This is a genomic window from Halococcus salsus (genome assembly GCF_009900715.1).
Taxonomy (GTDB): domain Archaea; phylum Halobacteriota; class Halobacteria; order Halobacteriales; family Halococcaceae; genus Halococcus; species Halococcus salsus.
This window is the reverse complement of record NZ_JAAAJC010000008.1, coordinates 57,955-70,253: the sequence shown is the minus strand read 5'-3', so window position 1 is coordinate 70,253 and position 12,299 is coordinate 57,955. Positions and strand designations below refer to the sequence as shown.

General features: G+C 52.9%; 11 protein-coding genes and 2 pseudogenes. 4 read left to right on the top strand and 9 right to left on the bottom strand.

Translation table 11 applies throughout. The features are described 5' to 3' along the window. From GT355_RS15330 to GT355_RS15320, 3 genes and pseudogenes are all read left to right on the top strand, one after another. Nucleotides 1-127 (top strand): annotated as a pseudogene (locus GT355_RS15330) (IS5/IS1182 family transposase); the annotation flags it as partial. A gap of 24 nt (nt 128-151) precedes the next feature. Beyond that, nucleotides 152-985 (top strand): annotated as a pseudogene (locus GT355_RS15325) (sulfatase family protein); the annotation flags it as partial. 374 nt (nt 986-1,359) lie between these two features. Then, nucleotides 1,360-2,391: an alkaline phosphatase family protein gene (locus tag GT355_RS15320; RefSeq protein WP_160135428.1), complete on the top strand. Its 1,032-nt coding sequence runs from the start codon at nt 1,360-1,362 to the stop codon at nt 2,389-2,391. Nucleotides 2,392-2,400: 9 nt separating this feature from the next. On the opposite strand, the gene GT355_RS15315 is transcribed toward GT355_RS15320, so the two are convergent. Beyond that, a complete protein-coding gene (locus GT355_RS15315; RefSeq protein WP_160135427.1) occupies nt 2,401-3,459 on the bottom strand; it encodes a glycosyltransferase family 4 protein in 1,059 nt (352 codons plus the stop codon). A 199-nt stretch (nt 3,460-3,658) separates the two neighbouring features. On the opposite strand from GT355_RS15315, the gene GT355_RS15310 reads away from it, so the two are divergent. Continuing rightward, nucleotides 3,659-5,191, top strand: coding sequence for an alkaline phosphatase family protein (locus GT355_RS15310; RefSeq protein ID WP_160135426.1), 1,533 nt, complete (start codon nt 3,659-3,661; stop codon nt 5,189-5,191). Here GT355_RS15310 and GT355_RS15305 read toward each other — a convergent pair. The 8 genes from GT355_RS15305 to GT355_RS15270 all read right to left on the bottom strand — a co-directional run bounded on the left by GT355_RS15305 (nt 5,188) and on the right by GT355_RS15270 (nt 12,026). Then, nucleotides 5,188-5,367, bottom strand: a complete 180-nt coding sequence (locus GT355_RS15305) for a hypothetical protein (protein ID WP_160135425.1) — start codon at nt 5,365-5,367, stop codon at nt 5,188-5,190. The genes GT355_RS15310 and GT355_RS15305 overlap by 4 nt on opposite strands. A gap of 63 nt (nt 5,368-5,430) precedes the next feature. After that, entirely contained in the window at nt 5,431-5,733 is a 303-nt protein-coding gene (locus tag GT355_RS15300; protein WP_240145837.1) for a hypothetical protein, read from the bottom strand. 101 nt (nt 5,734-5,834) lie between these two features. Beyond that, on the bottom strand, nt 5,835-7,670 hold the full coding sequence (locus GT355_RS15295; protein WP_160135424.1) for a hypothetical protein: 1,836 nt from the start codon (nt 7,668-7,670) through the stop codon (nt 5,835-5,837). Nucleotides 7,671-7,685: 15 nt separating this feature from the next. Next, nucleotides 7,686-8,423: a polysaccharide deacetylase family protein gene (locus GT355_RS15290; RefSeq protein ID WP_160135423.1), complete on the bottom strand. Its 738-nt coding sequence runs from the start codon at nt 8,421-8,423 to the stop codon at nt 7,686-7,688. Continuing rightward, entirely contained in the window at nt 8,420-9,586 is a 1,167-nt protein-coding gene (locus GT355_RS15285) for a glycosyltransferase family 4 protein (RefSeq protein ID WP_160135422.1), read from the bottom strand. The genes GT355_RS15290 and GT355_RS15285 overlap by 4 nt, the downstream gene beginning before the upstream one ends. Continuing rightward, on the bottom strand, nt 9,586-9,762 hold the full coding sequence (locus GT355_RS15280) for a sulfatase-like hydrolase/transferase (RefSeq protein WP_192928032.1): 177 nt from the start codon (nt 9,760-9,762) through the stop codon (nt 9,586-9,588). The genes GT355_RS15285 and GT355_RS15280 overlap by 1 nt, the downstream gene beginning before the upstream one ends. Continuing rightward, nucleotides 9,759-10,958 (bottom strand): glycosyltransferase family 4 protein, encoded by a 1,200-nt coding sequence (locus GT355_RS15275; protein WP_160135421.1) that lies wholly within the window; start codon nt 10,956-10,958, stop codon nt 9,759-9,761. Before GT355_RS15275 ends, GT355_RS15280 begins: the two co-directional genes overlap by 4 nt. A 39-nt stretch (nt 10,959-10,997) precedes the next feature. Further along, nucleotides 10,998-12,026, bottom strand: coding sequence for a DUF2304 family protein (locus GT355_RS15270; RefSeq protein WP_160135420.1), 1,029 nt, complete (start codon nt 12,024-12,026; stop codon nt 10,998-11,000). Between the last annotated feature and the right edge of the window lie 273 nt (nt 12,027-12,299).

Sequence of the window (12,299 nt, the reverse complement as noted above, 5' to 3'; positions counted from 1 at the left end):
CGTCCGTGCCCGAGGCCGCGTTCACGCACGAGCGCAGGTGTTCCTCGCGCTGTGCCTCCGAGTAGTCGTCGCGATCACCAATGATGAACGAGGAGACAACCCCGGCCGCGAGATACTCACTGCATGAGACGGTTTCTATGACACGCTCGACGCAGAACTATGCTCGCAGGCTATACAGTGGATCGAACGCCAACAAAGCGGGGACACACCCTTTTTCGCATGGGTGCATCTCATGGACGCACACACGCCGTATGCACGCTGGAACGATCACCTCAGAACTATTCGCGGTGATACCGATATTCGCCACGTCGTTAAGCCCCACAACGAAGTTGTCGAAGGAGCAACCCCATCACAGGCCGCTATTGACGCCTATGATACTGGCATCCGCAGCGCGGACGAGCAAATTGGACGCATACTCGATACGCTGAACGATGATATCACGGTCGCCATCACAGGCGATCACGGTGAGGAGTTTGGACGCTACAACCCGTTTCATACAGCCTCACTCTACAGTTCGATGACGCAAGTACCACTACTGGTGCGTTCACCCGAGACAGGCAGTGAGCGGATAGCGGAGTATCCTGCACAGCATCTCGACATCGCACCGACACTAATTGATGGTGCTGACATCAAGCCGCCAGAAGACTGGCAAGGCGAGTCACTTCGAGCGATTGAACGCGGAGGCGACGAGCAGATATACCTCGCCGTCGATGAGATATCTGGTGTCCGGGCGGGCAAGTGGAAACTTATTCGCCGGAATACCGATGAACTCTACAATACACCACACCACGGTGATGACGGTGAGGATGTGGCTACTGAATACCCGAAGAAACATGACGAACTCAGGGCGCTTCTTGACGAACACGAAACACGGATATCAGAAAAACAAGTTGGAGCTGGCGAACAGCAATTAGAAGATAGTACAGCGGATCTCTCGGATTCGACCCGGCAAAGTCTCGAAGATTTGGGCTACCTTGAAGAGTAGCTCAGAGCAATAATAACCGCCATTTCGGGAAATTATATCAATAGAATTCCCATATTGGACTATTGCATAGCCAGTGTTTCTTCTTACTCAGGAATTCGACGAGGTGAGTCAATGTAGCTGACTGATACTGAGTGGTGAAGAACTTCTCGTTTAGCCACTCATCAGACGATTACCATACCTGATTCTTCCTCGGCTTCATCCTCTCAAACCAATACCGATCGATCCCGACGCCGTGTGGCGCTTTCAATGAAACACTCTGATGAAGTTTTGTTCGCTGCTCAAAAGTTCGACTTCAACCCGATCCAAAAGAACAACGTTCCGAGGCTCACGATGCGCGATGCGGTCGCGAAAGCGACCGACGACTTCAAATTGTCGTGACTGGAGGTAGTAAGATCGGAAGAGCGATTTCAAACGCAAATATATTACACGAGTGGAGGGTTTCTGTGAGCATGAATCTGAATAAACTCAGACAGACCATATATGGTGCGTATCTGTATCCATACCTGATTGCCGACAAACATCTTGCAACGGGGACAAATATATTCGAGAGAGAATGGGATGCAGTAATCGTTCTCGATGCGTGTAGAGTTGATGCATTGATGGAGGTTCGTCACGAATATGCGTTTCTCGAAGAGGTGGATACGCGGTGGTCAGTGGGGTCCACATCGAAAGAGTGGATCATAAATACTTTTAAAGAAGAATACCGGAACGAAATAGCTGAGACGGCACTGGTTACCGGGAACGGTTGGGCAGAGAAGGTACTCATGAATACTCCAGAATGGGGACGATGGACTGCACTCAACGGCAGTTTTTGGGAGGAACATGCCATCGCATCGTACGTCGAACGAGACCTCGTCTCCTCGTCTGACTTCGCTACGTTCCTTCCCACGTGGAGCAACGAGTTTAGTGAAGCTGGTAATAGAGCGCCAAGAGCCGAGTACGTTACTGACGCAGCGATAACCACCGCACGAGAAAACCGACCGGATCGGTTAATCGTCCACTATATGCAACCACACGAACCGTATTATAGTACAGTGCCAGCGGACGAACCGCTTCCAGAAAGTAACAGGGCACCGCTGGAAACACTGAGAAACGGCGGGGACAAGGAGGCGGTGTGGCACGAATACATCGAGAATCTCCGCTATGTCCTCGATAACGTGCAGACACTACTCACGAATATCGATGCTGAGAAGGTGATTATTACTGCTGACCACGGCGAGTTGTTCGGTGAAATGGGAGTATACGGGCATGTAGCAGCACTCCCGCATCCAAAATTACGGAAGGTCCCTTGGGTAGAAACTCAGGCCACTGACGAAGATACCCATTCTCCCGATGTCGACATCGATGAAGTATACTCGCCAGAGACAGGTGTTGAAGACCGGTTACGAAACCTTGGATACTTGTAGAATCCGCATCTATTTGAGTTGCCGGACGACGTTCTGGTATCGAACATGTAGGCTTTCTACGCAGAAATCTTCGACATCATCTAGTCGCTGGTCCTCAAAAGAAGAAACCATTTCGACGAACTCATCGTCAGTTGTGAACGTATTTTCAGTCGCGAATCCAATATCGCCGACTTCCCTAGCGATGACCGGCGTCCCCGAGGCGAGCGATTCGAGAATCACGCGCGGAAGCCCTTCAATGAGGGACGGATGAACCAACACATCCGAAAAGGAGAGATATCTGGGAATGGCTTCTGGAGGGACTCCACCGACGTGAGTCACGTGCGTGGTGTACTCATCAGAAACACAAACGGGGTCTTGAATCGGCCCAACCAGCACAAAATGAAGATCATCTCTGGAGTCGACGATCCGTGGAATCGTCCGTTCGAGGACTTTCTTACCCTTTCTTCTCGAAACTCTTCCCACAGAAATAGCAACCGCACCGGAATCCGGGATTGCAGCCGGTTTCTGTCCATACAAACGACCGGTTTCGAAACGGATTCTGTCAATGGCCGGTGGGATAATCTCGATGTCGTCGTCAGAAACTCCGTGTTTTTGCAGTACCGAAGCACCGTACGGCCCCATCGTAATATACCCATCAGCTAGATAGAGGGGTGGTCTCCCAACGATATTATTCAAGAGGAAATGCGGTATTTTGTTTGATAGACTAGATAGCTTGTGGACGTTGAACCTGTCGCCACTATATCTATATATAAATTTTATACCATTGGCCTTAGCCACTGTCCCAACAATCATACCATGAACTGGCGGGTTCGTAAGTTGAATGAGTATGTCAGGTGTCTCTGAATGAACATACGATCGGAGTGCCGCTATCTCTCCTGCAATCGAGGACGATTCGTTTAAACCGTAGGCACCGTCGAAATGCGCCTCTACATCGGATACGAAGCCACCGTCGGTTGAGAGTAAATGGGTGGTATACGCTTCAGACAACGCCTGGCCAGCGTGTGATGCGTCGAGCAGAACGTTGAACGATGAAGCGGATCCCGTAAACACGCCAATCGTGGTACTCATTGTAGTTATCGGGTATATCTCGTCTTATACACCTATACCTGTGGATCTGGTCTGTGGATCTGAGGATCCACTGCTTGACGACCCAAACCCGTTCTCGATGCCGGCGCTAAAATGACAATACGAGCCTTCTTTTGCAAAGTTTGTATGACAATGGAGCCGACACGGTTGTTTTATCCCGCTTCCGCGACCGTCGACTCGTATGTCCAAAAATCCGACCATCATTTTCGGCATCGACGGCGCTCACTTCGAACTCATCGAACCGTGGATCGAGGCGGGAAAGCTACCGAACATCGAGCGCGTGATCGACACCGGCGTGACCGCCGACCTCCAGTCGGTGCTGCCGCCGGTGACCTCACCCAACTGGAAGGCCTACGCGACCGGAAAGAACCCCGGCAAGATCGGTATCTTCTGGTGGGAGAACATCGACGTCGAGAACGAGCGTGTCCACTATCCTTCAGAGCGAAAACACGGCAACGACGAGTTCTGGGAACTGATTGCAGAGGACGAGCCGGTTGGCGTGTTGGGTGTCCCGACGACGTATCCACCGAAATCGATCGATTCGTTCCTCGTCGCTGGCGCACCCGACGGCGAGGACTCGGGCTTCGCCTCGCCTCCCTCGGTCGAGGACGAACTCCGCGAGCGATTCGATTACCGCGTAACCAAGAGTGCCCGACTGAAAGACGACATCGACGAGGCCGCAGAAGAAATCCTCGAACTGATCGACATGCGCTACAGGGCCGCGAAGCATCTGCTCGACGAACACGACGTTTCGTTCCTCCAAGTGACGACATTCTACATCAACTCGCTCCATCACTTCCTCTGGGACCACGAGTACACGCTCGACGCGTGGCAGCTCGTCGACGGGCATCTTGGTGAGTTCCTCGACGGCGACCATAATGTCGTGCTAATGAGCGACCACGGCTCGAACGAGATTCAAACCGTCTTCCACATCAACTCGTGGCTGGCCGACGAGGGGTATCTCAGCCTCGATACAGGCATTGCGACAGGTCTCCATCGGCTCGGGATCAACACTGACCGATTGATCCGGATCGCAACACAGCTCGGTGTGCGGGACATGGCCGAGCGCGTGACGCCACAGCAGATCATCGACCTCATTCCGAGCGAAGAGGGTGAAATCAGCCGCGAGAGCAAGACCGACAACGTCGACTGGGGGCAGACAGCGGCAATCGCTAGTGGCCAGGGACCGATCTATCTTACTGCCGACCGCACCGACCCGCAGTACGACCGGCTCCGGGAGGAGTTGATCGCGAAACTCGAAGGGATCACCGATCCGAACGGCCGCTCGGTGGTCGATGCGGTCGTTCCCGGCGAAGAAGTCTACTCCGGCGAGTTCGCGGACGAAGCGCCGGACATCGTCATCGATCAGGCGAAAGGCGTCCACATCCCTGGCAGTATCGGTCGGGACGAGGTGTTCTCGGTACCCGATAAGGATGGGTGGCGCGGCGAGAACAAGCGCCACGGAATATTTGCTGCCACCGGGCCAGACATCGGGCAGGGCCGGATTGAAGACCTCTCAATTCTCGATCTCGCACCGTCGTTGCTCCATCTGCACGACTGTGCGATCCCGACCGACATGGACGGTAGCGTTCGTCGGTCGATATTTGCTGACGACAGCAACGCTGCGAATCGCACAGTCGAACACCGATCGGTGACGTCACGCGAGCAGGAGATCAGGCGAATTCGGCAGGTGGCGCGGAAGCTCAGCGGCTAGAGATAGCCGAGGTCTTCGAGTCGTTCTTCGACATCGCCATCGTCCTCGACCCGATCGAGTTCGTCCAGAACGGTGCGGAGCAGCGTCGTCGCATACTCGTTCGCCGAGTCGAAACCGTTCGCTTCCGCGCGCTGTTCGAGGCGTTCGGCAAGTTCGTCGTCGAGTTCGAGGCTCACGTCCAGCCACTCCCTCGGAGGTAGCATATCTCTTGGGAAGCACGACAGCAATCAGGGACGGAATCATTCGACGTATCCGAGGTCCTCCAGTCGTGCTTTGGCCTCGGTGTCGAGTTCCCTAGCGAGCGACGGGATATCTGATGATGCGACTTGCACGTCCGCCGCGAGTTCTCGGAGTTCGACTGGGCTTTCCGTCGCGTCGAACGGCAGGTACTCTGCGGGGTCCGGCGGAGGTCGTAGGTGACGCCCGCTGAACGGTTCGACGGCGCTCGCAAGCTGGTGGTCATGATATAGCGGCTCTCCGAAGTGCCGGACGAACTTGTGGCGAGCGATACGTGCCGCGACCGTATGGTCGCGATGGCTCACCGAGTCGGAGAGCGCTATAGCGCGGTCCTCGTCATCGAGGTGCGAGGAGTGCCTGCTCGTCGCCGGGGTTGAGAAAAAAGTCAAACAAATCAAATGATTGATTATTCTTTTTGCACAGATCCATTCCCAGAAAGGAAGTGGGTATCAAATCCACCATTTGAGTAGATATGTGTACCACCGGGGTCATTCCTAAGTCTATTGTAATCGTCACGCGTATATCGTAATCCGTCGTAAAGCTCTGTATCGACAGTAACATCCGATTCAGGCAGCACCAAGTATGTATCATTCACTACATTTTCGGAAGGATATTCTCCATTGAAGTGATAAGGGAAAAAAGATGGGTTGGGACGTTTGTTTTCAATGTTTGCAAGCATTTCATTATTTGGCAACCGATATCCGTTTCCACGGGCGGCACGTCTACCAAGCTGTGATGTTCGGTGACGATAGACAAGTGATCGAGTAGTGCCAATTGACACATCCTCTGCACGATATTTGAAAAGGGTGGCATACCCAGTGTGCTCTCGGTCAGTGACGTGGGGTGAGTCTTGATATAGATATGGCGATGTAAAAAGTGCCGGACTAGCTACGGCTATTACTATGAACAGAACTATCCACAAACTGATGGCTCTAGATTTTGTGTTCCATTTTTTTGCTCGAATGATACTGATCCCAGTAGTTGCGAATACAGATAATATGACGAATGTGACACCGATGAATCGGGTTACTAGGTTGACTCTACCAGCAGCGAATGTCACAATCATAAGTCCACCAATAGGAACCAATGCTACCGCATACATTGATAACAAACTGGCTGATTTAGTATTTTTACCCATTTTTATATTCTTGAATGAATAGATGATCGATCCGCTTGCAAGCAAGACTATGATGATCTTCGCTGCAAATATTTTCAATAAAATTTCCCAAATTGATGCGCCAATTTTACTAAGCCCATTCGTACGATTGGCTACCCCACCTGTTGTACTTATACCATTTTGTATCTGTAGTATAAGGGAGCCGATTGCGCCTTGAAATGTAGGATTTGAGAATGTTTGGAGATAGACTATGAGGCCAAGAACTCCACCAGCACCTACCAAGATACGTCGCGAGCTCGGGAAAGTTAGCGTGGGACGAAAAATAGAAAAAACAAAGCGAACAATCGCTGTACCAGCAAAGAAGGCTGCGACCGCAACTCCTACTAGAGGATGCAAGAAAACGAGAGTCGGGAGAGATATAAATAAAACAAATATAGTACGTGAACGATTCGAATAAAGAAGGTACATATTCAATAAATAAAACAGAAAGCTAACATAAAAAACAGCAAGAACAAGCGGTGTCATTTGAAGATTCGGTAACTGTACTGTCATTATCGGAGGCAATGTAGAGCCAACAACAAGTCCTGCACCAACTTGATGCTGGGCCGGCGTAATCCGCCGCGAGGTCAACTCAACAAAAACACAAAATAATATTGAAAAAATAGGAATCAATAACATTGTACTGGTTTCTATCGGCAGACCTGTTATGAGAGTGATTTTAGTTGCGAGGAGATGTGGAGCCGGATAAAGTATGGTTTCGGGAATTCCATACCCAGCAATAAGGTCACGAATCACTCCGAGCTGTGCGAACGTATCTGAGGATGCAAAAAAATAATACCCTCGGATCAGTGGAAGTGCCGTAAAACTAAACACGACTGCTATTATCAAACCAGCCCCTGTCCACTGAGCCAAACGGTAATCACTTCTAAAACAGAGTCCGATAGCAGTAAAGAGAGCGATGCCGAAACCGATCCAAGCAACTAATGGAGTCCCTGTATAGATCGATATCTCATATCCATCAATAGACGCATATCGAGCGGTGTAGACACTTGCAGTAAGCGATAGAAGACCAATAATTGCTCCGATACGCCACAACCGTGAATTGTCTGTGTTTTCAATATTCATATGTAATGGGAGTGTCTATTGAATATATCTATCGTCTATCACTGTAGGTGAGGTTCGAGAGAAAACATAGGTAAGGTATTGTTTGATACGTGAACGTATCGCAGTTGATCCAACATCGTAATCATGCAGGCTCGTCATGAGATATGGGATATCCGCATGAAACAATCGCCACGTCACGGCATAAAATCCAGGAATGAACGCTCGCTTGCCAAGAAACGCGTCTGCGTGCAGCGGTATCGAGTCTATAGTCCACGGGCGGAGAAGTTGACGAACGATTGCCGAATCGTACACCGTCATCGGAAATTCTCTGATTCCGGACCGTTCGTACGGATCACGCCGTGAATCCGAGCGGAGCGACGCATCACGCTCGAATCCTTGGCTCTGTAGCGCTCGCAGCAGCTGCTCGGAGTATTCCCATCGCCCAGCACGGAACTGAACCGGCTTGAAGCCGAGATAATCGTCGAACGTTTCACAGCCGATCGCCACCATCTCTTCGATCGATTCCTCATCGTACTCGGCCAGCCAATCCGAATCGCCGGGACCGATTCGCTCGGGATGGATGTGGAGTCCGACGCTGTGGGGTTGATCGAGCCACTTCGCGACGGTTTCCGGGCGATTCTCCACCACGTCGGGAGTGACAAACAGTGTCGCTGGTATCTCTATCTCGTCGAGGAACCGTTCGAGGATATCTACACACTGGTAGACGTTCGGTTTGGAACCACCTTCGACATCTACCGTAAGGAGTCCTTTCATATGTCGTCCGTTTTTGTTTCAGATTGCTTAACAGATCGATTTCCATTCTCGAACGCACCGAGGAGCCCATCCGTATACCGTTCCATCGAAAACCGCTCCAGCGTCTCAGTATCGAGACCGCTGGATGATTCGATCGTCGTTCCGGAGATGGTTTGCGGGAATTCATCAAGCGGACCGACATGCAGCCGCGGATGGTCGATCGTTGGGATGATTCCTAGGGGAGTGATGAATACTGCTGTATTGAGTGACAACGCCTCAAAGACAACCGTCGGATACGTCTCTACATGAGATGGAACCAAGAGTCCGTCTGCGGCTGCAATCGTTTGTAGTGTCTGTTCATGTGGAAGCGCTCCACAAACCCGCACACGATCTTCGACATCATGGTTGCGTACTGCTCGCTCAACGTTTTCTCGTTCATCACCATCACCGATCATAGCAAGCGTGTACTCTGATGGAAGCTCCGAGAGTACCTCAATCGCTCCAACCGGATTTTTGAGTGGGGCGAGACGACCAACATAAACGAGGAGCGTTTCATCAGCATCGACACCGAGATCAACTCGTCTCTGATCGATATCCATCTCCGAGTTGGCACTGGCAATCTTCTCAGAATTCAAGATTCCATGAAGGACTGTGACCTCTGCATCCGTATACGACTCAATAATCTCTTTTGTGCGTGGTGTTCGACAGAATGCAGTCTCTCCCATGAAAAATTTGAAATTGACTCGTTCAAGAAGAAGCTTTGGGGTGATCTCCGGATTCGGGACAACCGACGGTGTATATCCGATAAACGAAACGAGTGGCAGGTCATACAGTGATGCAAGTGCTTTCCCGATCCAATGAGTCAAATGTGAATTCGAGTGCAACCCATCTATTTTGTGATTCCGAAGCCACCAGCATACGTAACCAAACAGTAATACGGAGGAAGCGATTCGGGTTACCACCGAAATCGGCGAGTAAACTGGTTTTCCTTCAGGCTTCGCATGAAACGGTCGATGGATTTCAACGTTGTCCACGACTTCTGACTTAGCAGAACCATGTTCACGAGTGGTGAAAACGGTAACATCATGACCGCGCTCGGCTGCCAGTTGGCAAAACCGCCATTTGGTGTGTGCACCACCACTGGTTTGTGGATAGAAATCTTCTGTGAGAACAACTAAATCCATCAGATCACCTCTGACACTATGAATGAGGAACGGATCATTACGTTCATGAACTGTGTTCCATGCGCCGCAAGCGCGTCTATCTCTGGGCTTGTCTCCCGTTCGTACCCATGTGAGGAGAGATGATCGGCGCGGAGCGCGTCCACGCTCAGTAAGATCACGTTCGATATCTCACTCATTGAGCCAACCCTCGCAGAGATGACGCATAAGACCGTTGTTCGTCAGCGCACTGCTCACGGATCGTCTGCTCGGTTCGCTCCGCGATCGTTTCCCAGGAGTATTGCGCTGCCGTCTCAGGGTTCCGCTTACTCATCGATCGCCGGAGATCGCCATCATCCAGCATCTGTTGTACCGCATCCACGAACGTCTGCAAGTCCTCACCCCTGACCAACGCTCCATTCTTCCCGTCAACAAAGAAATCCTCGTACACGGGCAGACGCTTTGCGACCACGGGCAGGCCGGCAGCCATCGCCTCCAACAAGACGATCCCAAACCCCTCCTGCGTCGAGGCGAAGACGAACAACTCGGCTCGATTGAGCAGCTCGATCTTCCGCTCCTCGTCGACGAACCCGTGTATCGTGACGTGTGCGCCCAGATCGAGGTCGGCGACCAACTGTTCCAATCGCTCCCGTGCGGGCCCGTCACCGGCGACGTCCAGCCGGACGTCGTGGCCTTCGTCACGAAGCCGTCGCACGACGCGAACGAGCCGGTCCTGACGCTTTCGCTTCGTCAACCGACCGACCACGACGAGTCGTCCCGGGTCGGATTCGATCGCCGGCCGTCGATACCGTTCGTACTCCACGCCGTTCGGAATGACGGTGAGTCGCTCCTCGGGCACACCATACTCCATGAACTGCTGTTTGATGTGGGTCGCCGGCACGACAATTGCACTATACTCGAAGACGCGCAGGAAGTTCTGCACGATCAGCTGAATCGTCGCCGTGAGCGGGTCGTACACGTCATAGCAGCTCCAATCGAAAAATTCGTGTCGAGTTGCGACGATCGGCACGCTGAACAGCTTCGCCGCGAGGACCGCAAACGTCGGATACGGCGTCATCGTCTCGACGACCGCGTCGAACTCCTCGCGGTACAGCAGCCAGACCACGGCCGGCAGGCTGACGAACGCAAACAGATACCGCGAGAGGAAATAGCCGAGCGATCCGTACTCGAAGACGAACGCCGGCACACAGGTGACGTGCCGGAAGCGCCGTCCCTGATCGACGGTTTCGTCCGGGAGATCGGGATCGGTCTTCCCCGCCAGCACCGTCACTTCGTGCCCGTTCGCTGCGAGGCGTTTGGTGATCTCGTTTGCCCGCTCCTCGCCGCCACCACCGCTCGCGAGAAACGAGGTGTTGTTGATGTACAGCAGCGTCATACTCTCGTCTGCGGTGTCAGTATGCGTCTCGATAGCGACTCACCGAATCCACGTTGTCAGGATCGTTCGCGTCAGGCCGATCGCATAGCCCAACTGCGGCTTTTTCGTTTCGCCGGCCTGACGCTCCTCGATCGTGATCGGCACCTCTTGGAGTCGCAGCCCGTTCTTACGCGCCTCGATGATCAGCTCGGGTGCGCTGAACCGCTCCTCGGTCAGCGTGAGCTTCGACAGCTCCGTGCCACGGATCGCCCGGAAGCCGTTCGTACAGTCCGTGATCTCGGATTTCGTGAGCAGGTTGATCAGCCGCGTGAACACACGAATGCCGGCCCGACGAACCACACTGTTGCCCGAGTAATCGGTGCCTTTGTGCCGCGAGCCCATCACGTAGTCGGCCTCGTCGTCGATGATCGGAGCCACCATGCGTTCGAGCCGGTCGCTCGGATGCTGGCCATCCCCGTCCATCGTCACCACGATCGAGACCTCCTCACGCATGGCGATCGCAAAGCCCGTCTGGAGGGCACCGCCCTGGCCCTGATTGAGATGGTGTTCGACGACGGTCACACCATTCGAGCGGGCTCGACTGGCAGTCGCATCGGCCGAGCCATCCGAGACGACGATCGGCATCACGAGATAACCCCGGATCGTCTTCGGCAGCGAGTTGACGACTTTCTCGATGGTCGCCTCCTCGTTGTAGGCCGGAATCACGACGCCGATCGTTTCGCCTCCACCGTCGGCCTGGATCGCGTTGGCCTGTTCGAGCGAGAGGCTTCGCGTGAGGTCGTTGATTCGGCCCCGATTGGCACGCACGATCGACACGAGATAGAACACACAGGCCAGCAAGGCGACGTTCCCGAGCAACGAGACGGTCACGTATCGCTTGCGAATGTTCAGCAGGTCGCCGATCTGATCGTAGATGACCGGGGCGAAGACGATGGCAAGCAATCCGACGGCCGCACCGCCCGCAAGCAGCAGGTCCGTTCTCACGAACCGCGTCCGATAGCGCTCGAAGCCCCACGCTAACGCCCCGATAGCCAACACGACTAAGACTACTGCCAGCGGATTAACCATTGATCATCTCAACTGATAAATTCTTATAGATCCCATGTCAGTTTTTGTCCTTGTACAGGTACTCCAAGGCGAACCTAATAATAATGTCGTCTGCCTTCTGTGTCCTCACTCGGTTCAATGTAGCCCGTTTCTCGATAGACTATCGATGATTTTCCGGGCGAATAACTTCTAATGGATGATTTTGCCGACTGCTCAACGCAGCGCTATCCATGTGGTCGCCTTCATCGCTGATTTCCCACCGCTTAAACCGTACACAGTTGTCCACCCACCAAC